The organism is Bradyrhizobium sp. WYCCWR 13022 (genome assembly GCF_030435535.1).
Taxonomy (GTDB): Bacteria; Pseudomonadota; Alphaproteobacteria; order Rhizobiales; family Xanthobacteraceae; genus Bradyrhizobium.
The window spans coordinates 1300572-1320449 of the sequence record NZ_JAUIZJ010000002.1 but is presented as its reverse complement, the minus strand read 5'-3'; the positions used below and the strand labels follow the sequence as shown (position 1 = coordinate 1320449).

Here is a 19878-nt window from a genome sequence, read left to right as displayed (position 1 = left end):
CGGCCAAAGACAAAGCCGAAATCAGGCGCTCGGGGGCTTGCGCTCGACCCTCGCTTTGCGCAACAGGGGCGGGACAGGAGGCAGGATTGGGCTTTGCGGGCGCGATGGTGGTGGCGATGGCGGTGGATGCCCTCACGGGCTGGCCGTCACCGTTGTTCGCGCGAATCGGCCACCCCGTGACCTGGCTCGGCCGGCTGATCGGCGCCATCGATGCCGGCTGGAATCGCGAGTCCGTCGCGCCGGCGCTCCGCCGCGCTGCCGGTATCGCTGGAGCGCTTGTCGTGATCGCGCTCTCCGTCGTGATCGGCTGGGTGCTGCAGTCCCTGCTTGCCGCGGGCTGGCTCCAGATTGCGCTGGTCGGCATCCTCGCCTGGCCATTGGTCGCGCTGCGCTCGCTGCACGATCACGTCGCCGCCGTTGCCGAGCCTCTGCCGGGCGGCGATATCGCCGCCGCGCGCGAGGCGGTCTCGCGCATCGTCGGCCGCGATCCCGCCGCGCTCGATGAAGCCGGCATCGCACGCGCCGCGATCGAAAGCCTCGCGGAAAACGCCTCGGACGGTATCGTCGCGCCGGTGTTCTGGGGCGCGCTGTTCGGCCTGCCGGGCATTTTGGGCTACAAGGCAATCAACACGCTGGATTCCATGATCGGCCATCGCAGCGAACGCTACGAGGCTTTCGGCTGGGCGGCTGCGCGCATCGACGATGTCGCCAATTTCATTCCAGCCCGGCTCACCGGCTTTCTGTTCGTACTGCTCGCGCCGCGGCGATCCCAGGCACTGTCATGCATGACGCGGGACGCGCGCCGCCACCGCTCGCCCAACGCGGGCTGGCCGGAAGCCGCAATGGCCGGCGCGCTTGGCGTCCGGCTCAGCGGGCCCCGCATCTATCGCGGCAGCTTAACGAACGAGCCCTGGCTCAACGAAGGCGCGCGCGATCCGCTTGCCGTGGACATCAATGAGGCGCTGGCCGTCTACCGCCGCGCCATGCTGCTGCTCGCAGCCATCCTTGCGATCCTGGCCTTCGCGTGAAAGAACAGGGCATGCGCGAGCACGGTGGAAATCTCGATCTGGCCCAGCAGCGTTTCGGCGGACGCGCGGACGACTGGATCGATCTGTCGACCGGGATCAACCGGCTGCCTTATCCCGTGGGCGAGATATCAGCGCATCATTGGCAGGCGCTGCCGCCGCGATCCGAGATCGAGGCGCTGCATCAGGCGGCGCGACACGCCTATCGCACGTCAGCGCCTGTTGTCGCGATGGGCGGCGCGCAGGCCGCCATTCAATTGTTGCCGCAACTCGCGCCGCGCGGCCGTGCCTGCATCCTTGCGCCGACCTACAACGAATATGTTCCGGTTCTGTCGGCCGCGGGATGGGAGGTCGAGGAGGTGAGGGAGCCAGGTGCGCTCGCGGGCGCCGAGCTCGCCATTGTCGTCAATCCCAACAATCCCGACGGGCGCCGTCATGCGCCGAAGGACCTGCTCGCGTTGTTGCCGCGTGTCGGTCGCCTCGTCGTCGACGAGAGTTTTGTTGATGCCATTCCCGAGCTCTCCCTCGCTTCGGAAGCAGATCGGCCGGGACTGCTGATCCTGCGCTCCTTCGGAAAGTTCTACGGGCTGGCCGGCCTTCGGCTTGGCTTCGCGATCGGCCATGCAGCCGACATTGCGAAGCTCGCGGCGGCATCAGGTCCGTGGCCGGTGTCGGGGGCGGCGATCGCGATCGGCTGCCGCGCCTTGCGCGATGATTCCTGGGCCGGGGCAACGTCGGCGCGCCTCGTGCGGGATTGCGCTCGCCTCGACGACATGGTGCGGTCGCAAGGCTGGCGGCTCGTCGGCGGCGCACCGCTGTTTCGTCTCTACGAGACGCCTGATGCGCTTGCCGCTCAGGAAAAACTCGCGCGCGGCCAGATCTGGTCGCGAGTCTTCGCGCAGAATCCGGCATGGCTGCGCCTGGGTCTTCCCGGCAGCGAAGCCGAATGGCTGCGCCTCGCAAAGATCCTAGCGCGCTAGCGCGAGCAGGCCTTCGACGTCGAGATGCCGTTCGATGTGATCGGCCAGGGCATCGAGCGCGCTCTCGACCCTGGCGTGATAGGGCTCCTCGCCTGCGGGGATGTCGAGCTTCGCCAGATACGCCTTGCGGAAATCATCCGACGTGAACAGGCCGTGCAGATAGCTGCCCTGTACGCGCCCATCGCCGGAAATCGCGCCTTCCGGCTCGCCATTCAGTGTTGCGAACGGCCGTACGCGATCCGGCCCGTCGGTGCGGCCGATGTGGATCTCGTAAGCCTGGATCGGCTGGGCCGTCGCCGCATGCACGGCCGCAACACGCGTCAGCGTCTTCTGCGGGCTCATCACCGTTTCCACGTCCAGCAGTCCAAGGCCCGGCGTGTCGCCCGCGGGCCCCTCGATGCCGTCAGGATCCGCGACGCTGTGTCCGAGCATCTGATAGCCGCCGCAGAGGCCTAGCACGTGACCGCCTCTGCGATGATGTGCGAGTAGATCGATGTCCCAGCCCTGCGCGCGCAAAAAGGCGAGATCGCCGCGCGTGGACTTCGAACCGGGGATCACGACGAGCCTGACGTCGCCGGGGATGGCTTCGCCCGGACGCACCATGACGAGATCGACCCCGGGCTCGAGCTTGAGCGGATCGAGATCGTCGAAATTGGCGATCCGCGACAGCGCGAGGCAGGCGATCTTGCACCGGCCGGGCTTGCGCGCGTCGCTCAGGCCCAGCGCATCCTCCGCCGGCAGCTCGCCGGCGCGCGCGAACCAGGGCAGCACGCCGAGGCCGCGCCATGCGGTCTTTTGTTCGATCAGCTTGTAGCCGTCGTCGAACAGCGTGGAATCGCCGCGGAACTTGTTGATGACAAAACCGTGGATCAAGGCGGCATCGTCAGGGTCGATCACCGTCTTGATGCCGACGAGCTGGGCGATGACGCCGCCGCGATCGATGTCGCCGACCAGCACGACGGGCACGTCGGCCTTGCGGGCAAAGCCCATATTGGCGATGTCGGCCTTGCGAAGGTTCACCTCGGCCGGGCTGCCGGCGCCTTCGACCAGCACCAGGTCAGAGCGCGCCTTGAGCCGCCCAAAACTCTCCAGCACCGCGCCCATCAGCGAGGGCTTCATCGCCGCGTATTCACGCGCGCGCGCAGTCGCGATGCGCTTGCCATGCACGATCACCTGCGCGCCGACATCGGTCTCCGGCTTGAGCAGCACCGGGTTCATGTCGGTGTGCGGTTCGACACCCGCTGCAAGCGCCTGCAGCGCCTGTGCGCGGCCGATCTCGCCGCCATCGACGGTGACGGCCGCGTTGTTCGACATGTTCTGCGGCTTGAACGGGAGCACGTGCAAGGTCCGCCGCGTGAAAGCGCGAGCAAGGCCGGCGACGATGAGCGATTTGCCCACGTCCGAGCCGGCCCCCTGTATCATCAATGCGCGTGCCATCGAATTCAGAACTCGACGCCGGCCTGCGCCTTGATGCCGGAGCGGAACGGATGCTTCACCAGCGTCATCTCGGTGACGAGATCGGCGATCTCGATCAGCTCGTCCTTGGCGTTGCGGCCGGTGAGCACGACATGCGTCATCGGCGGCTTCGAGGTTTTCAGGAAATCGACGACCTCGGCGATGTCGAGATAGTCGTAGCGCAGCGCGATGTTGATTTCGTCGAGCACGACCATGCGCAGCCGTTGATCGGATATCAGCTCCTTCGCTTTTTCCCAGCCGGCGCGGGCGGCCGCGATGTCGCGAGCGCGGTCCTGCGTCTCCCAGGTAAAGCCCTCGCCCATGGCGTGGAACTGGCAGAGCTCGCCGAAATGGCCGGTGAGCAGGCGCCGCTCGCCGGTGTCCCAGGCGCCCTTGATGAACTGCACGACCGCGCAGGGCAGGCCGTGGGCAACGCAACGCACGATCATGCCGAAGGCGGAGGAGGACTTGCCCTTGCCGGCGCCGGTGTGGACGATGATGAGGCCTTTTTCGCCGCTCTTGGTCGCCATGATCTTGTCGCGGGCGACCTTGATCTTCGCCATTTTCGCGGCGTGCTTGGCGTCAGTCTTGGCGTCCGTTTCGTCGGCCGTCTGGGTCTCCGGTTCAGGCGTCATGGTATCCGGTCCTTCGGCTTGACAAGAGGCGGCCGGGGGCAAATGGTGGTCCGGCGTTGGTTCCTGTCCTATGACAGGCGAAGAGGGAATGCGATAGGGTCCGAATCGGCAAGATTTGGGTCCAAAATGCAGCCGCCCCCGCGACCGTGACCGGAGAGATGCCCGAAGCCACTGATCCCCTCGGGGGATCGGGAAGGCGGGGATCGAAGGGCCAAAAGCCCTGCTCCGCAAGCCGGGAGACCTGCCAGCGCGGACGATTTTTGGACCGGCGGACGGGGTGTTCCGCGACGGGGAAACGGGCCTTCGCAAGAACGGTTCGTGGGCCTCTTCGCCTCCCGCCGATACTTCTGGAAGAGGCGATGACCGTCACACTGCATGTCTGCATCACCTGCCGCGCCGGCCAGACGCTGGGCGAGGGCGAGGTCGCGCCCGGCAAGCGCCTGCACGGCGCGATCCTCGAGGCTGGCGTGCCCGAAGGCGTCACCGTGGTTCCCGTCGAATGCCTGTCTGCATGCAGCCAGGGTTGCTCGGTCGCGCTCAGCGCGCCCGGCCGCTGGTCGTATGTCTATGGCCGCCTCTCGGATGCCAATGCGCACGACGTGGTCGCGGGCGCCGCCGCCTATGCCGCCGCGCCCGACGGCCTGGTGCCCTGGCGCAGCCGGCCCGAAATCTTCCGCAAGCAGTCGCTTGCCCGCATTCCCCCCATTGCCGTGTTGCCGGAGGCCGCCGAATGAACTCGCTCGCAAAAGTCCCGGTGACTGTTGTCACCGGCTTCCTCGGCTCCGGCAAGACGACGCTGATCCAGCATCTGCTCAGCAATGCGGGCGGCAAGAAGCTCGCCGTGCTCGTCAACGAGTTCGGCAGCGAGGGGGTCGACGGCGAGATTCTGAAGTCCTGCGCCGATGCGAACTGCCCGGAAGAAAACATCGTCGAGCTCGCCAATGGCTGCATCTGCTGCACCGTTGCCGACGATTTCATTCCGACCATGGAGCAACTGCTGGCGCGCCCTGTCAGGCCCGATCACATCCTGATCGAGACCTCGGGGCTGGCGCTGCCGAAGCCGCTGCTGAAGGCGTTCGACTGGCCGGAGATCCGCTCGCGCATCACGGTCGACGGCGTGATTGCGCTCGCCGATGCCGAGGCGGTTGCCGCCGGTCGTTTCGCGCCGGATCCGGATGCGGTCGAAGCCCAGCGCGCGGCGGACGAAAATCTCGATCATGAGACGCCGCTCTCGGAAGTGTTCGAGGACCAGATCGCCTGCGCCGACATCGTGCTGCTGACCAAGGCGGACCTCGCGGGTGCTGCGGGCATCGAGGCCGCCAAGGCGCTGATCACTGCCGAGATGCCGCGCCGCGTGCCGATGCTTCCCATTACCGACGGCGCGATCGATGCGCGCGTCATTCTCGGCCTCGGCGCTGCCGCCGAGAACGATCTCGCCGCGCGCCCCTCGCATCATGACGGCGAGGAGGAGCACGAGCATGACGATTTCGCTTCCGTCGTGATCGATCTCCCTGAGGTCGCCGACGTCGATGCGCTGGTCGCGTCCGTACAGAAGCTGGCGCGCGAGCGGAACGTGCTGCGCGCCAAGGGCTATATCGCGGTCGCGGGCAAGCCCATGCGCCTGCTGCTGCAGGCGGTCGGCGAGCGCGTGCGCCACCAGTTCGACAAGCCCTGGGGCGCAGGGCTCAGGCAGTCGAAGCTCGTCGTGATCGGCGAGCACGGCGATATCGACGAAACCGCGATCAGGTCAGGGCTAGGGATCTGATGCACGTCGTCTTCCGCGAGAGCCGTGGTCTCGAGGAGACCGCGACGCCGAGGGACATCGGCCAGGACCCGGCCGATCTCGCGGCGCTCTCGTTCTCGGATTCAGATCTGGCGGCGTTTGCGGCCGGCTGGCGACGTGGCCGCGAGAGCCTGCCGTCGCTGCGGCTCGCCAACCTCGCGGAGCTCCGTCATCCGCTATCGGTCGACACCTATATCGAGCGGACGCTGTCGCAGGCGCGCGGCATTCTGGTGCGGTTGATCGGTGGTGAATCCTACTGGTCGTATGGTCTTGCGGCGCTCCAGCAGCTGGCAAAGGATCGCAACATCGCGCTGGCCGTGCTCCCGGCCGATGGCCGTGACGACATCAGGCTGGACGCGTACTCCACCTTGCCGGTCTCGACGCTACGCCGGCTCAAGGTGCTCTGCGACACCGGTGGGCCCGTCGCGACGCAAGCGGCGATCGCGCAGCTTGCGCTGGCCTCGGGTCTCTATGCAGGCCCGGTCGTCGGCGAGATGGCCGTGCCCGAGATGGGCTTTTACGATCCCGCACGCGGGGTGATCGCCGCGCCGGTGGCGCGCGAGGGGAAATCGTCCGCGCTGGTGACGTTCTATCGCTCCTATCTCACTGCCGCGGACACGGGGCCCGTCGATACGTTGATCGCGGCGCTGCGCGAGAAGGGCTTTGACGCACATGGCGCGTTCGTCGCCTCGCTGAAAGCAGCCGGCGTCGCGGATTGGCTGCGCGCGCATCTCGCCAGGAATCCACCCGCCGCGATCGTCAACGCGACGGCGTTCTCGGCGCTGGGTGACGACGGTACGACGCCGTTCGATGCCGCATCGTGTCCGGTGTTTCAGGTCGCGCTGTCATCGGCGCGGCGTGAGGATTGGGCGGAATCGCTGCGTGGCCTGTCGCCGGGTGATCTCGCGATGCATGTCGTGCTGCCCGAGGTCGACGGCCGCCTGTTCTCAGGCGTCGTGAGCTTCAAGTCGGCCGCCGAGCGCGATCCCGATTTGCAGTTTTCACATCTCGCCCACAGGCCGGATGAAGAGCGCGTGAAGGCTGTCGCAGCGCGCGTTGCGGCCTGGCGCCGCCTCGCGGAGACGCCGGCCGCCGAGAAGCGGCTGGCGATCGTGCTGTCGAACTATCCGGGCCGCCCGCATCAGATCGCGCATGCGGTGGGTCTCGATGCGCTCGCTTCTGTCGAGGCGTTGGTGTCCGATCTCTCCGAGACTGGCTTCAATGTTGCGCCAGTCCAGGAGCTCGGTGAGGCGCTGCTCAGGCAGAAATTGACCTGGAGCGTCGTCGACTATCGCGCCGCGCTCTCGCGTCTTCCGCAAAGTTTGCAGGACGATCTCGCGAAAGCCTGGGGCGCGCCGGAAAGCGATCCGAGCTGCGGCGACGGCGCGTTCCACTTCGCTGCGATCCCATGCGGCCGATCGATCATCGCGGTCCAGCCAGAGCGCGGCGATGCGACGACGCGTGATACCGACTATCACGATCTCGCCCGCACGCCGCGCCATGCCTATGTCGCGTTCTATCTCTGGCTCCGCGCGCAGGGGATTGATGCCGTCGTGCACATGGGCGCGCATGGCACGCTGGAATGGCTGCCCGGAAAATCCGTGGCGTTGTCGTCCGCCTGCTGGCCCGAAGCGCTGATCGGCGATCTCCCCGTCATCTATCCCTTCATCGTCAACGATCCCGGCGAGGCCGCGCAGGCCAAGCGGCGCATTGGCGCCGTCACCGTCGGTCATCTGCCGCCGCCGCTCGAGCAATCCGCGGTCCCGGAAGGGCTGCGTCGGCTGGAACGCCTGCTCGACGAATATTCGACCGCCGACGGTCTCGACCCCGCCCGCCGCCAGCGCCTGATCGCCGCGATCCGGGACGAGGCGCGCACGGCAGGGCTCGAAGACGATCTCGGCCTCGATGTATCCGCCGCGCCGGCCGAAGCCATTCCGCGCATCGATCGCTTCGTCTGCGACCTCAAGCAGAGCCAGTTCGGCGACGGCCTGCACGTGTTCGGTCGCGGCGCGTGCGGTGATGCGGAGCGGGACGCGCTGCGCGCTGCGCTTGCCGGTCAGCGTGTTGCGCCGGGCCCGTCGGGCTCGCCGTATCGTGGGCGCCAGGACGTGCTGCCGACGGGGCGCAATCTCTTCGCCGTCGATCCGCGCGCGGTGCCGACGCCGTCGGCGCATGCGCAGGGGATCAAGCTCGCCGAAGAACTGCTGCGGCGGCATTTGCAGGATCACGGCGACTGGCCGAAGGGCCTCGTCGTCGATCTCTGGGGTTCCGCGACCATGCGCACCGCCGGCGAAGAGTTTGCGATGGCGCTGCATCTGGCCGGCCTCGCGCCGCGCTGGGACCACGCCTCCGGCCGCGTCACCGGCTACGACATCATCGCGCCGGCCGAACTCGGCCGCCCCCGCATCGACGTCACGCTGCGGGTGTCAGGCCTGTTCCGCGACGTCTTTGCGGGCCTTGCGCAATTGTTCGAGGCCGCTGCCGAAGCGCTCGCATCGCGCGAGGACGAGGGCGATGAGAATCCCTATCGCCACCGCACCTCGCGCGTGTTCGCGCCGCGCCCCGGACAATACGGCGTCGGCCTTTCGGCAATCCCCGATGTTTTCACGCCGGAGACGCGCGATGCGGCTGGCGAGGCCTGGCTGTCGGCCTCGTCCTGGGCGTTCTCCGCCGATGGCGCGATCAAGCCCGATCGCGAGGGTATCGAACAGCGGCTTGCATCCGCAGATGCGTTCGTCCATGCCCAGGACCTGCCGGAGACCGATCTCCTGCTCGCTGCCGACTATGCCGCGCACGAAGCCGGCGTCGCCGCGGCGGCAGCGCATCTCGGTGTATCAGGGCCATCGCTCTATCACCTCGACACGACGCGTCCCGAGCAGCCGCATGCGCGCACGTTGACCGAAGAAATCTCCCGCGTCGTCCGTACCCGCGCGGCCAATCCTGCCTGGATCACCGGCATGATGCGCCACGGCTTCCGCGGCGCGGCCGAGATCTCCGCGACGCTGGAGCACATGGCCGCGTTCGCGCATCTGGCCGACGCCGTGCCGCCGCATCTGTTCGATCTCTATTATGACGCGACGCTCGGCGATGCCGAAATCCGCGCCTTCATGGCGCGCGAGAACCCGGCGGCGCTCGCTGCGATGGAAACGTGCTTCAAGCGCCTGCACGAGGCCTCGCTCTGGCGAACGCGCCGCAATTCGATCGCGGCCGCGCTGAAGGAGGCGTCATGAGCGCGGCTTCGGTGAAGGGCTGGTGTCCTGGGGCGCTGCGGCCGATGCAATCGGGCGACGGGCTCGTGGTCCGCGTGCGCCCGTTCGGCGGCCGGCTCGATCCGGCCCAGACGGCAGGGCTCGCGCATCTCGCCGAGCGCCACGGCAATGGGCTGATCGACGTCACCAGCCGCGCCAATCTCCAGATCAGAGGCGTCAGCGAGACCAGCCACCGGCTGCTGCTTGACGGACTCGCGCAATTGAAGTTGCTCGACCCTGATGCCGACACTGAATCCCGCCGCAACATCCTGGTCACGCCGTTCTGGCGCGATGGCGACGAGACCCAGGCGCTCGCCGCAGAGCTCGAAGAGGCGCTGGCGGACTCTGCGCTCGAGCTTCCCACGAAATTCGGCTTCGCCGTCGATGACGGCAAATCACGCGTGCTTGCCGGAAATTCCGCCGACGTCCGGATCGAGCGTGACGCTTCAGGTGGTCTCATGGTGCGCGCCGATGGCGCCACGCTCGGCCGCAGCGTAGCGCGCGGCGAGGCGGTGACCGCCGCACTTGCCGTCGCGCGCTGGTTCGTTACATCAGGCGTCCGGGATGGGCGAGGACGGATGGCAACGCATGTTGCCGCCGGCGCAACATTGCCTCAGGCGCTGCGCGGCGAGGCGGAGCCCGCGCCGATCATGGCAGCAGTGCGTCCCGGGCTTTATCCGCAAGGCGCCATGGTCGGGATCGCCTTCGGACAGATGCCGCATGCGACGCTCAATCAGCTCTCGGGCCTCGGGCATGCGCTGCGGATGACGCCGTGGCGGATGGTTTTGAGCGAAGGCAAGCTAACGATGCCATCAGCCCCAGGCCTGATCACCGAAGCCTACGATCCGGCGTTGCGCGTCATCGCCTGCAGCGGCGCGCCGCGCTGCCGCGAGGCCCATGCCGACACCCGCGGGCTGGCCGCAACGCTCGCGCCGAACATCGGTGGGGCCGCACGGCTTCACGTCTCCGGCTGCGCCAAGGGCTGCGCCCATTCCGGCGCGGTCGCGATCACGCTGGTCGCGACGGCTGCCGGGTTTGATCTCGTACGCGACGGCTCGACCCGCGACGAGCCGGTCCTGCGCGGGCTTGACCGCGACGATATCGTTCGCGATCCCTCCATCCTGTTGGGAGGGCACTGATGCCGCATACTTACGAGACTGACGGCGCGGCGATCTATCGTCAATCCTTTGCGACCATTCGCGCCGAGGCCGATCTGGCGCGTTTCACGCCTGATGAGGAGCAGGTCGTGGTGCGGATGATCCATGCGGCGGGCATGGTCGGCCTCGAAGCTCATATCCGCTTCACATCGGGTATGGCGACCGCGACTCGCGCAGCCTTGCAGAAGGGCGCACCGATCCTGTGCGACGCCCGCATGGTGTCGGAAGGAATTACGCGCGCGCGATTGCCTGCGGCCAACGCCGTGATCTGCACGCTTGGCGACGAGACCGTTCCCGCGCTGGCGCAATCCATGCGCAACACACGCTCGGCCGCGGCGCTGGAGCTGTGGCGACCGCATCTCGATGGCGCGATCGTCGCGATCGGCAACGCGCCCACCGCGCTGTTCCATCTGCTCAGTATGCTGGAAGATCGCAGCTGCCCACGGCCCGCGGCGATTATCGGCTGTCCCGTTGGCTTCGTTGGCGCAGCCGAATCCAAGGCCGCGTTGATGGCCGATCCACCGGTGCCGGCGCTGACGGTCGAGGGTCGCCTCGGCGGCTCTGCAATCACGGTCGCTGCCGTGAACGCGCTGGCGAGCCGGAGCGAATAGTCATGGGACGCATCATCTGCTGCGGTCTCGGCCCCGGCGATCCCGATCTGATGAGTGTGCGCGCGGACCGGACCGTGCGCGGCGCGCAGCACGTCGCCTTTTTCCGCAAGAAGGGCCGTCCCGGTCAGGCGCGGCGTATCGTCGAGGGGATGCTCGCGGCCGACGTCACCGAATATCCCATGGAATATCCTGTCACGACGGAGATCGCGTTCGATAGCCCGAACTACGTGCAATTGCTTGCCGGCTTCTACGACGAATGGGCCGAGCGTCTGGCGCGGCTTTCGCGCGCGGTCGACGTCGTCGTGCTCTGCGAGGGCGATCCCTATTTCTACGGGTCCTTCATGCATCTGCACGCGCGGCTGCAAGGCCGCGTCGAGATCGAGGTGATCGCCGGCATTCCCGGCATGGTCGGCTGCTGGAATGGTGTCGGCCAGCCGATTGCGCTGGGCGACGACGTGACGACGGTGCTGATGGGAACGCTTCCCGAATCCGAGCTCGAACGCCACATGCGCGATTCCGATGCGCTGGTGATCATGAAGACCGGGCGCAACCTCGCAAAAGTGCGGCGCGCACTCGCGTCCACCGGCCGCCTCGATGACGCCTGGCTGGTGGAGCGCGGCACCATGCCGGGCGAGCGCATCGCGCGGCTCGCCGAGATCGACGCCGCTGAGTGTCCCTACTTCGCGATCGTGCTCGTGCACGGCAAGGGCCGGCTTCCGGACTCCGCCGAATGACGGGCACGCTGACCATCGCGGGCCTCGGCCCGGGCAGCGATGCGCTGGTGACGCCGGAGGTCACTGCAGCGCTCGCCGCCGCGACCGACATCCTTGGATACGCCCCCTATGTCGCGCGCGTGCCGTCGCGGCCCGGCCTCAAGCTCCATCCCTCCGACAACCGCGAGGAGCTTCAGCGGGCAGCAGAAGCCTTGCAGCTTGCGGCCGAAGGCGGGCAGGTGGTCGTCGTCTCCTCCGGCGATCCCGGCGTGTTCGCGATGGCATCCGCGGTGTTCGAGGCGTTGGAACAGGCGCCGCAACATCAGGACCTGCCGATCCGCGTCCTGCCCGGCATCACCGCGATGCTGGCGGCAGCTGCGCGCGCCGGCGCGCCGCTCGGCCACGATTTCTGCGCGATCAATCTCTCCGACAACCTGAAGCCCTGGACGGTGATCGAGAAGCGTCTGCGGCTCGCGGCCGAAGCGGATTTTTCGATTGCAATGTACAATCCGCGCTCGGCGAGCCGGCCGGAGGGATTTGGCCGCGCGCTCGCGGTTTTGAAGGAAACCGGCTGTGGCGGGCGCCTCGTGATTTTTGCGCGCGCCGTCAGCGCGCCTGACGAAAAAATCGTGATCGTGCCACTGGACGACGCGAGGCCCGAGATGGCGGACATGCGAACGCTGGTGATCGTCGGCAATTCGCAGACGCGCCGCGTCGGCCGCTGGATCTATGCGCCGAGGCGGGCCCGATGACCGAGCCATTGCATCACCTCCGTGACGCTCTCGACTTTCTTGCGCTCGGGCAGCGCCGGCCGCGAGATCATGATCACGGGCAGGCCGAGCCGGCGGGCCGCGTCGATCTTGGCGCGCGCGCCGTCGCCGCCGGAATTGCGGGCGACGATCCATGCGATGCCGCGCGTGCGCATCATGTCGAGCTCGCCGTCAAGCGTGAACGGCCCGCGCGACACGATGACATCGGCGGCGAATGGCAGAGGCGTTTCCGGCGGATCGACGAACCGCAGCGTGTAGGCATGCTGCGGCTTCGCCGCGAACGGAGCGATGTGCTGGCGGCCGATGGCGAGGAACATTCTTGCCGGCGCCTCCGGCAGCGCGGCGACGGCGGCGGTAACGTCGGTGACCTCGGTCCAGATGTCTTCGGGCGTTCTGCTCCAGGGCGCGCGCTCGAGCGCGATCAGCGGCGTGCCGGTCTCCGCGCAAGCGTCGACCGCATGACGGCTCATCTCGGCGGCAAAGGGATGCGTGGCGTCGATCACATGCGTGATGCCTTCGCGCCTGACGTAGTCGGCCAGCCCGCTCGCGCCGCCAAAACCACCGATGCGGGTCGGCAGCGGCTGATCGGCAGGCGCGCGGGTGCGGCCGCCGTAGGAATATACGGCGTCAATGCCTGCGCGCGCGATCTTCCCGGCGAGCAGGCTCGCGTCGGCAATTCCGCCCAGAACAAGGGCGCGCGTCATGGCTGATCCCTGGCTGACCATCATCGGTATCGGCGAAGATGGCCTCACGGGGCTGTCGGACGCAAGTCGAAAGGCGCTCGCCAGCGCGGAAACCGTGTTCGGCGGCGAGCGTCATCTCGCGCTTGCAGACGTCGGAAGCCGCGGCCGCGCATGGCCGGTGCCTTTCAACGCAGACATCGTGCTGAGCTGCCGTGGAAGGCCCACGGCCGTGCTGGCCTCCGGCGATCCGTTCTGGCATGGCGCCGGCGCAGGCCTTGCCGAGAGGCTCGACCCGAGCGAGTGGATCGCGCATCCGGCGCCCTCGACCTTCTCGCTCGCCGCCGCGCGGCTCGGCTGGCGGCTCGAATCCATCGCCTGCCTCGGGCTTCATGCCGCGCCGTTCGAGCGTCTCGTACCCTATCTCGCGCCGGGCGCGCGGATCATTTGTCTCGTGCGAGGCGGCAAGGCCGCTGGCGACCTCGCGCGATGGCTGACGGAACGCGGGTGGGGTGGCTCGGCATTCTGGACTCTCGCCGCACTTGGCGGCCCGCGCGAAGCCATTGCGGAGCATCGTGCCGACTGCTTTGCCGGCGACCTCGCTGGAAACCTGGTTGCAGTCGCCGTCGCGGCAAAGGACGGGAAGGGCATTCCCCGCAGCTCAGGACTCTCGGACGATCTCTTCGCCCATGACGGCCAGATCACCAAGCGGCCGGTCCGCGCGCTGGCGCTGTCGGCGCTGGCCCCGCGTCCCGGTGAACGCTTGTGGGACATCGGCGCCGGCTCGGGCTCGATTTCGGTTGAGTGGGCGCTGTGTGACGGGACGGCGATTGCGATCGAGACGCGCGAGGATCGCGCCGCGAACATTCGGGCCAATGCGGCGGCGTTTGGACTGACGCATCGGATCACGGTAGTTACGGGACAGGCGCCGGAAGCGCTTGCCCCGCTGGATGCGCCGGATGCCGTCTTCGTGGGTGGCGGCCTCGATCGTGCGATGTTCGACGCGATCTGGTTGCGGCTTGCGCCAGGGGCGCGGTTGGTTGCACATTCCGTCACGCTGGAGACGGAAGCGCTGCTCGGCGAATTGCATCAGCAGCATGGCGGCGAGTTGATGCGGGTCGAGATCGCCTACGCCGCTCCGCTTGGCCGCTATCGCTCCTGGGGGGCGGCGCGGCCGGTGCTGCAGTGGAGTGTGGTCCGATGAAGGTTGCCGGGCTCGGATTCAAGAAGGATGTGACGCTGGCCTCTTTGCGCGAAGCGCTTGCAGCGGCTGGCGGCCCCGATGGCCTCGCGGCCATGGCTACTGTCAGCGACAAGGCCGACGCTGACGTGTTGAAGCAGCTCGCGCGTGAATGCGGCGTGCCGATCAAGGCTGTGCCGGCCGATGTGCTTGCGCGTGTCGATACGCCGACGCAGTCGCAGCGGATCACCGGAAGGTTCGGCACGGGATCGGTCGCCGAAGCAGCCGCGCTGGCCGCCGCTGGTCCGCGCGCGCGGCTCATCGCGACGCGCGCGGTCTCGCAGGATCGCACCGCGACTGCGGCGATCGCCGAAGGAGACGGCCCATGACGGTGCACTTCATCGGCGCCGGGCCGGGCGCCGCCGATCTTCTCACCTTGCGTGGGCGCGATTTGATCGCGGCCTGTCCGGTCTGTCTCTATGCGGGCTCGCTGGTGCCCGCGGGCGTGCTGGCGCATTGCCCAAGCGGAGCGCGCATCGTCAACACCGCGCCCCTGTCGCTCGACGAGATCATCGCGGAGATCTCCGCCGCGCATGCGGAGGGCAAGGACGTCGCGCGGCTGCATTCCGGCGATCTCTCGATCTGGTCGGCGATGGGCGAGCAGCTTCGCCGCCTGCGCGCGCTCGGCATTCCATTCACCGTCACACCGGGCGTGCCGTCCTTTTCCGCAGCCGCCGCGGCGCTGGAAGCCGAGCTGACGCTGCCCGGCCTCACTCAGACGGTGGTGCTGACCCGCACGCCGGGCCGCGCCAGCGCGATGCCCGAGGGCGAGAAGCTTGCGGCCTTCGCCGCGACCGGCGCTGTACTCGCGATCCATCTGTCGATTCATCTGCTCGACGAGGTGGTTGCCGAACTCACGCCGCATTGCGGCGCGGACTGTCCGGTGGCGATCGTCTGGCGCGCGAGCTGGCCCGACCAGCGCATCGTCCGCGCGACGCTGGCGACGCTCGATGCCGCCGTCGCGACCGAGATGGAGCGCACCGCGCTGATCCTGGTCGGCAAGACGCTGGGTGCGGCGGATTTCGACGAGAGCCGGCTCTATGCCGCGGATTACGATCGTCGCTATCGTCCCGTTGGCGCCGAGCCGCGTTTTCCGGAGGCATCGTGATGGCGGCAGGCCTCGTCATCTCCGCGCCGGCCTCGGGCGTCGGCAAGACCACGCTGACGCTGGCGCTCGCGCGCGCCTGGCACAATCGTGGCTTGAACGTGCAGTGCTTCAAGAGCGGCCCTGATTACATCGATCCAGCCTTTCACGCAGCAGCCACAGGCCGCCCCTCCGTCAATGTCGATAGCTGGGCGATGGACCGCTCGACGATCGCGCATCTCGTCAGCCGGGGGAGCGATGCCGATATCGTGCTTGCCGAGGGCTCGATGGGCCTGTTCGACGGCGTCGCCGCGCGCGGCGTCTCCGGCACCGGTGCTACCGCCGACATCGCGGAAATGCTGGGTTGGCCGGTGGTTCTGGTGATCGACCCCTCCGGTCAGGCGCAGACCGCGGCGGCGATCGCCGCAGGCCTGCGCGATTATCGCGCCGGCGTGCGCCTTGCGGGCGTGGTGCTCAACCGGGTCGCCAGCCCGCGTCACGAAGACCTCGTGCGGCGTGCGCTCGACGACGCCGGCATCGCCGTGTTCGGCGCGCTGCCGCGTCATGCCGAGATCAGCCTGCCGAAGCGGCATCTCGGCCTCGTGCAAGCCGAGGAGCAGGCCGAGATCGGAAAACTGATCGACGAGGCCGCGCGCTTTGTCTCGGAGCACGTCGATCTCGATGCGGTGATGCAATCGGCCGCTAGCTGGTCGCCGCAACCGGCCGCGAACGGCCTCAACGTGACACCGCCCGGGCAGCGCATTGCGCTTGCGCGCGATGCCGCGTTTTCCTTCGTCTATCCGCACATGCTGGAAGCCTGGCGGGCGTCAGGCGCGGAGATTTCAACGTTCTCTCCGCTTGCCGACGAAGCGCCCGATGCAGGCGCCGACGTCGGCTGGCTGCCCGGTGGCTATCCCGAACTTCATGCCGGCAAGATCGCCGCCAATGCACGCTTCCGCAGCGGTCTGCGCGCCTTCGCCGAGACGCGACCAGTGCACGGCGAATGCGGTGGGTATATGGTGCTGGGGACAGCTTTGACCGACGCCGACGGTATTCGTCACGAAATGACGGGCCTGCTCGGCCTGGAGACGAGTTTTGCCAAGCGGCGCATGCATCTGGGCTATCGTCTCGCCTCGCTCGCAATGCCGATGCCGGGGCACAAGGCCGGCGCGCGGCTGCGCGGCCACGAGTTTCACTATTCGACGATCATCGCCCAGCCCGATGCGCCGCTGGCAGTCGTGCACGACGCAACTGGCAGCGTCATCGCCGAGACCGGCTCGCGGCGCGGGCACGCCACGGGCACGTTCTTCCATCTGATCGCGGAGGACCGGTGAGCGGTTTTGTCTCCTTCGTCTCCGCCGGCCCCGGCGACCCTGAGCTTCTCACGCTCAAGGGCGCCGCGCGGCTGCGCGAGGCTGACGTCGTGCTCTATGACGATCTCGCCTCGGGCGCGATCCTCGATCTCGCACGGCCGGGCGCGAATCTCGTCGCGGTCGGGAAACGGGCAGGGCGGCCGTCGACAAAGCAGCATCACGTCAATCGCCTGCTGGTCGACTATGCCGCGACGGGCGTGCGGGTCGTGCGGCTGAAGTCGGGCGATGCCGGCATCTTTGGCCGGCTCGAGGAGGAGTTGGAGACGCTGCGCGAGGCCGGCATCGGCTTCGAGATCATTCCCGGCGTCACCTCGGCCTGCGTGGCGGCCGCACAGGCCGGCATTCCGCTGACGCGCCGCCATACATCGCGCCGGGTGCAGTTCGTGACCGGCGCCGACGTCACCGGTGAGCTGCCGCCAGATCTGAACTGGGCGGCGCTGGCCGATCCTGATGCGACGACGGTGGTCTATATGGGCCGGCGCACCTTTCCGGTGCTGGCCGCAAAACTGATCGAGCACGGTCTTTCATCGAGCACGCCGGCGCTGTTCGCCGAATCCCTCGGACGCCCCGACGAGCGGCTGGTGCGCACCACGATCGCCGAGCTTGCCGAGCAACTCGCGCGCGGCGGTGCGGCTTCCACGGCCGCTGTCATCATGTTCGGCGCGCTGGCTGAGGGCGGATCGTCATGATGACGCTCTCCCTGATCGGCATCGGCTGCGGCGATCCCGGGCAACTCACGCGCGCTGCGATTGGCGCGATCAACGCCGCCGATCTCGTGCTGATCCCGCGCAAGGGAACGGCAAAGACAGATCTCGCCGATCTCAGGCGGGCGATCTGCGCCGACGTGCTCATCAACGCCACAACGCGCATCGCCGAGTTCGATCTTCCCGTGCGCGACGCCGCTGAACCCGATTACCGCAAGGGCGTCGACGATTGGCACGATGCGGTCGCCGCGGCCTGGTCGCGGACGATCGAAGAACATCTCGGCGGTGACGGCAAGGCCGCACTGCTGATCTGGGGCGATCCCTCGCTCTATGATTCCTCGCTGCGCATCGCGCGGCGGCTCAATCCCTTGCCCAGAATCGAGGTCGTGCCCGGCATCACCTCGATCCAGGCGCTGTGCGCGGCGCATGCGCTGCCGCTCAACGACATCGGCGAGCCGTTTCTGGTGACGACGGGACGCCGCCTGCGCGAAGGCGGCTGGCCGCAAGGCGTTGATACCGTGGTGGTGATGCTCGACGGCGGCACGGCATTCCAGTCGCTCGATCCAAATGGCCTTCACATCTGGTGGGGCGCCTATCTCGGCCTGGCTGACCAGATCATTCTGTCAGGCGCGCTGACCGAGGTCGGCCCGCGCATCGTCGCCGCGCGACAGGACGCGCGCGCGCGTCACGGCTGGATCATGGACAGTTACATTCTCAAGCGCAGGCCGTAAGCGAGGCAGCATGCTCCCTGATTGGGTCACCCGGAAATGTCCCGAGATCTCCGTCGTCCATCGCGACGCCGCGATCGCGCGACAGGCGCAACTGACGAAGCCGACCGGCGCGCTCGGCCGGCTCGAGCAACTCGCGATCGAGCTTGCGGGCTTGCAGGCGACCGAACGCCCGCGTGCCGCGCGCGTGCCGATCATCATCTTCGCCGGCGATCATGGCATCGTCGCGCAGGGCGTATCGGCCTATCCGCAGGCCGTCACCGTCGCGATGATGGCGAACTTTGCCGCCGGCGGCGCCGCGATCTCGGTGTTGGCGCGCGAACTCGGTTCGAGCCTCGAGGTCGTCGACGCCGGAACGCTGGCGGCGGACGCCATGCCCGGCGTGGTTACGGACAAGCCGCGCCACGGCACGCGCGATTTCAGCAGTGAGCCGGCGCTCACGCCGGCGGAGCTGGCATTCGCCTTCGAGGCCGGCCAGCGCGCGGTGGCGCGGGCGAAGGCCAATCAGCCTGATATCCTGATTTTCGGCGAGATGGGCATCGGCAACACCACGACCTCGGCGGCTATCGCCGCGGGCCTGCTCGGCATCGGTGCCGAGGAAATAGCGGGCCACGGCACCGGCGTCGATGCGGCGGGCCGTACCCACAAGGCGCGCGTGATCGATGCAGCGATCGCACGTCATGGCGTGGCCGGCGCTGCGCCCGAGAAGACAATGTGCGCCGTCGGCGGCCTCGAGATCGCGGCGATATCAGGCGCGATCATCGCGGCTGCGCAGGCGCGCATCCCCGTGCTGATCGACGGTTTCATCGTCTCGGTTGCGGCGCTCGCGGCGGCGCGGCTGAACCCGTCGTGCCAGCCCTTCCTGCTGCCGTCGCATCAATCGGCGGAGCAGGGTCATCGGCTGGTGCTGCGCGCGCTGAACGTGCAGCCGCTGATCAGCCTCGATCTCCGGCTTGGCGAGGGATCTGGCGCCGCGATCGCGCTGCCGCTGGTGCGATCGGCCTGCACGCTTCACAATGACATGGCGACCTTCGCACAGGCCAGCGTGCCGGATCGGCCTGGCTGATCAAGCCATCCGCTGATTGACCGACACCACGCGCCAGCCGCTGGCGAGTCGGTCGATCCGGGTCAGTGACAACGGATCGATCACGAAGCGCAACGCTGCTTGCGGGGTCAGGTCGAGCGCGATGCAGAGCGCGGCGCGAATGGTGCCGGAATGCACGACGAGGGTTGCGGGGCCGCGGCCGATCCGCGCGAGTCCCCGCCGGACGCGCGCGACCTGTTCCTCGAAGCTCTCTCCACCGGGCGGCCGTCCGCGCGCGGGATCGCTCCAGAACTGCGCATAGGTCTCGCCGCCATCAGCTGCGAGTTGGTCATGCCTCCAGCCGGTCCACGCGCCAAAATCCTGCTCGCCGAATTCGGCCACCAATTTGGGCTCCAGCCCCAGCGCTCGGGCCGTCTCAACCGTGCGGCGCGCCGGGCTCGCATGGCTCGTCGCGTCGCGAGGCAGACTTTGGCGCAGCGCGGCGAGCTGCGCGTGATCGCGCAGATCGGCCGGCGCATCATCCGCATGAATGGTTCCCGCGACACCGTCGACCGGTGCATGCCGTATCAGCCAGAGGAAGGCCGCGCCTTCCATGCTCGTCTCCAAAGAAGTTGGTCACTGCGGCAATGTCGCCGCATCAGGCACAT

Annotated in this window: 20 protein-coding genes and 1 riboswitch; of the genes, 16 read left to right on the top strand and 4 right to left on the bottom strand. The window is 68.0% G+C overall.

Annotated elements, in window-relative coordinates; translation table 11 throughout:
* The first annotated feature begins 86 nt into the window (after positions 1-86).
* Both cbiB and cobD read left to right on the top strand, forming a co-directional pair.
* Positions 87-1028, top strand: coding sequence for an adenosylcobinamide-phosphate synthase CbiB (cbiB, locus tag QY049_RS07530; protein ID WP_258762296.1), 942 nt, complete (start codon positions 87-89; stop codon positions 1026-1028).
* 11 nt (positions 1029-1039) lie between these two features.
* A complete protein-coding gene (gene cobD, locus QY049_RS07525) occupies positions 1040-2005 on the top strand; it encodes a threonine-phosphate decarboxylase CobD (protein ID WP_301269235.1) in 966 nt (321 codons plus the stop codon).
* On the opposite strand, the gene QY049_RS07520 is transcribed toward cobD, so the two are convergent.
* Positions 1994-3442 (bottom strand): cobyric acid synthase, encoded by a 1449-nt coding sequence (locus tag QY049_RS07520; protein ID WP_258762294.1) that lies wholly within the window; start codon positions 3440-3442, stop codon positions 1994-1996. The two genes, cobD and QY049_RS07520, sit on opposite strands and share 12 nt — an antisense overlap.
* Before the next feature lie 5 nt (positions 3443-3447).
* A complete protein-coding gene (gene cobO / locus QY049_RS07515) occupies positions 3448-4095 on the bottom strand; it encodes a cob(I)yrinic acid a,c-diamide adenosyltransferase (protein ID WP_258762293.1) in 648 nt (215 codons plus the stop codon).
* Between the two features lie 40 nt (positions 4096-4135).
* Positions 4136-4359: riboswitch (cobalamin riboswitch) on the top strand.
* A gap of 95 nt (positions 4360-4454) precedes the next feature.
* Here cobO and QY049_RS07510 point away from each other — a divergent pair.
* Genes QY049_RS07510 through cobJ form a run of 7 tightly spaced genes read left to right on the top strand, consistent with a single transcriptional unit; the run spans position 4455 to position 12359 of the window.
* Entirely contained in the window at positions 4455-4829 is a 375-nt protein-coding gene (locus tag QY049_RS07510) for a DUF1636 domain-containing protein (RefSeq protein WP_194476655.1), read from the top strand.
* Positions 4826-5860: a cobalamin biosynthesis protein CobW gene (gene cobW / locus QY049_RS07505; protein ID WP_258762292.1), complete on the top strand. Its 1035-nt coding sequence runs from the start codon at positions 4826-4828 to the stop codon at positions 5858-5860. Before QY049_RS07510 ends, cobW begins: the two co-directional genes overlap by 4 nt.
* Positions 5860-9108 carry a cobaltochelatase subunit CobN gene (gene cobN / locus QY049_RS07500; RefSeq protein WP_301269234.1) on the top strand — a complete coding sequence of 1083 codons (3249 nt, stop codon included), beginning with the start codon at positions 5860-5862 and terminating at the stop codon, positions 9106-9108. The genes cobW and cobN overlap by 1 nt, the downstream gene beginning before the upstream one ends.
* The gene (gene cobG, locus QY049_RS07495) at positions 9105-10265 is read left to right on the top strand and encodes a precorrin-3B synthase (RefSeq protein WP_258762290.1); all 1161 of its coding nucleotides are present in this window, start codon (positions 9105-9107) and stop codon (positions 10263-10265) included. The genes cobN and cobG overlap by 4 nt, the downstream gene beginning before the upstream one ends.
* The gene (locus QY049_RS07490; RefSeq protein WP_258762289.1) at positions 10265-10894 is read left to right on the top strand and encodes a precorrin-8X methylmutase; all 630 of its coding nucleotides are present in this window, start codon (positions 10265-10267) and stop codon (positions 10892-10894) included. Before cobG ends, QY049_RS07490 begins: the two co-directional genes overlap by 1 nt.
* Before the next feature lie 2 nt (positions 10895-10896).
* A complete protein-coding gene (locus QY049_RS07485; RefSeq protein ID WP_258762288.1) occupies positions 10897-11628 on the top strand; it encodes a precorrin-2 C(20)-methyltransferase in 732 nt (243 codons plus the stop codon).
* Entirely contained in the window at positions 11625-12359 is a 735-nt protein-coding gene (gene cobJ, locus QY049_RS07480; protein WP_258762287.1) for a precorrin-3B C(17)-methyltransferase, read from the top strand. The genes QY049_RS07485 and cobJ overlap by 4 nt, the downstream gene beginning before the upstream one ends.
* On the opposite strand, the gene QY049_RS07475 is transcribed toward cobJ, so the two are convergent.
* Complete coding sequence (locus QY049_RS07475; RefSeq protein ID WP_258762286.1) at positions 12335-13081, bottom strand: cobalt-precorrin-6A reductase; 747 nt, start codon at positions 13079-13081, stop codon at positions 12335-12337. The genes cobJ and QY049_RS07475 overlap by 25 nt on opposite strands.
* On the opposite strand from QY049_RS07475, the gene cbiT reads away from it, so the two are divergent.
* The 7 genes from cbiT to cobT are packed head-to-tail and all read left to right on the top strand — an operon-like array spanning position 13080 to position 19252.
* Positions 13080-14261: a precorrin-6Y C5,15-methyltransferase (decarboxylating) subunit CbiT gene (cbiT, locus tag QY049_RS07470; protein WP_258762285.1), complete on the top strand. Its 1182-nt coding sequence runs from the start codon at positions 13080-13082 to the stop codon at positions 14259-14261. The two genes, QY049_RS07475 and cbiT, sit on opposite strands and share 2 nt — an antisense overlap.
* Positions 14258-14626, top strand: coding sequence for a cobalamin biosynthesis protein (locus QY049_RS07465; RefSeq protein WP_258762284.1), 369 nt, complete (start codon positions 14258-14260; stop codon positions 14624-14626). Before cbiT ends, QY049_RS07465 begins: the two co-directional genes overlap by 4 nt.
* On the top strand, positions 14623-15405 hold the full coding sequence (cobM, locus tag QY049_RS07460) for a precorrin-4 C(11)-methyltransferase (RefSeq protein ID WP_258762283.1): 783 nt from the start codon (positions 14623-14625) through the stop codon (positions 15403-15405). The genes QY049_RS07465 and cobM overlap by 4 nt, the downstream gene beginning before the upstream one ends.
* Positions 15405-16715, top strand: a complete 1311-nt coding sequence (locus QY049_RS07455; protein ID WP_258762282.1) for a cobyrinate a,c-diamide synthase — start codon at positions 15405-15407, stop codon at positions 16713-16715. Before cobM ends, QY049_RS07455 begins: the two co-directional genes overlap by 1 nt.
* The gene (cobA, locus tag QY049_RS07450) at positions 16712-17443 is read left to right on the top strand and encodes a uroporphyrinogen-III C-methyltransferase (protein ID WP_258762281.1); all 732 of its coding nucleotides are present in this window, start codon (positions 16712-16714) and stop codon (positions 17441-17443) included. Before QY049_RS07455 ends, cobA begins: the two co-directional genes overlap by 4 nt.
* Positions 17440-18189 carry a precorrin-6A synthase (deacetylating) gene (cobF, locus tag QY049_RS07445; RefSeq protein ID WP_258762280.1) on the top strand — a complete coding sequence of 250 codons (750 nt, stop codon included), beginning with the start codon at positions 17440-17442 and terminating at the stop codon, positions 18187-18189. The genes cobA and cobF overlap by 4 nt, the downstream gene beginning before the upstream one ends.
* Before the next feature lie 10 nt (positions 18190-18199).
* Positions 18200-19252, top strand: a complete 1053-nt coding sequence (gene cobT / locus QY049_RS07440; protein WP_258762279.1) for a nicotinate-nucleotide--dimethylbenzimidazole phosphoribosyltransferase — start codon at positions 18200-18202, stop codon at positions 19250-19252.
* On the opposite strand, the gene QY049_RS07435 is transcribed toward cobT, so the two are convergent.
* Positions 19253-19825, bottom strand: coding sequence for a histidine phosphatase family protein (locus tag QY049_RS07435; RefSeq protein WP_258762278.1), 573 nt, complete (start codon positions 19823-19825; stop codon positions 19253-19255).
* Between the last annotated feature and the right edge of the window lie 53 nt (positions 19826-19878).

Bases quoted from the DNA above. Each gene is read 5' to 3' on its own strand.
- QY049_RS07465 (WP_258762284.1), top strand. From the start codon at position 14,258: ATGAAGGTTGCCGGGCTCGGATTCAAGAAGGATGTGACGCTGGCCTCT.
- QY049_RS07485 (WP_258762288.1), top strand. From the start codon at position 10,897: ATGGGACGCATCATCTGCTGCGGTCTCGGCCCCGGCGATCCCGATCTG.
- cobG (WP_258762290.1), top strand. From the start codon at position 9,105: ATGAGCGCGGCTTCGGTGAAGGGCTGGTGTCCTGGGGCGCTGCGGCCG.
- cobW (WP_258762292.1), top strand. From the start codon at position 4,826: ATGAACTCGCTCGCAAAAGTCCCGGTGACTGTTGTCACCGGCTTCCTC.
- cobO (WP_258762293.1), bottom strand. From the start codon at position 4,095: ATGACGCCTGAACCGGAGACCCAGACGGCCGACGAAACGGACGCCAAG.
- QY049_RS07435 (WP_258762278.1), bottom strand. From the start codon at position 19,825: ATGGAAGGCGCGGCCTTCCTCTGGCTGATACGGCATGCACCGGTCGAC.
- cobF (WP_258762280.1), top strand. From the start codon at position 17,440: ATGATGACGCTCTCCCTGATCGGCATCGGCTGCGGCGATCCCGGGCAA.
- QY049_RS07475 (WP_258762286.1), bottom strand. From the start codon at position 13,081: ATGACGCGCGCCCTTGTTCTGGGCGGAATTGCCGACGCGAGCCTGCTC.
- cobT (WP_258762279.1), top strand. From the start codon at position 18,200: ATGCTCCCTGATTGGGTCACCCGGAAATGTCCCGAGATCTCCGTCGTC.
- QY049_RS07455 (WP_258762282.1), top strand. From the start codon at position 15,405: ATGGCGGCAGGCCTCGTCATCTCCGCGCCGGCCTCGGGCGTCGGCAAG.
- cobD (WP_301269235.1), top strand. From the start codon at position 1,040: ATGCGCGAGCACGGTGGAAATCTCGATCTGGCCCAGCAGCGTTTCGGC.
- QY049_RS07510 (WP_194476655.1), top strand. From the start codon at position 4,455: ATGACCGTCACACTGCATGTCTGCATCACCTGCCGCGCCGGCCAGACG.
- cbiT (WP_258762285.1), top strand. From the start codon at position 13,080: ATGGCTGATCCCTGGCTGACCATCATCGGTATCGGCGAAGATGGCCTC.
- QY049_RS07490 (WP_258762289.1), top strand. From the start codon at position 10,265: ATGCCGCATACTTACGAGACTGACGGCGCGGCGATCTATCGTCAATCC.
- cobJ (WP_258762287.1), top strand. From the start codon at position 11,625: ATGACGGGCACGCTGACCATCGCGGGCCTCGGCCCGGGCAGCGATGCG.
- cobM (WP_258762283.1), top strand. From the start codon at position 14,623: ATGACGGTGCACTTCATCGGCGCCGGGCCGGGCGCCGCCGATCTTCTC.
- cobN (WP_301269234.1), top strand. From the start codon at position 5,860: ATGCACGTCGTCTTCCGCGAGAGCCGTGGTCTCGAGGAGACCGCGACG.
- QY049_RS07520 (WP_258762294.1), bottom strand. From the start codon at position 3,442: ATGGCACGCGCATTGATGATACAGGGGGCCGGCTCGGACGTGGGCAAA.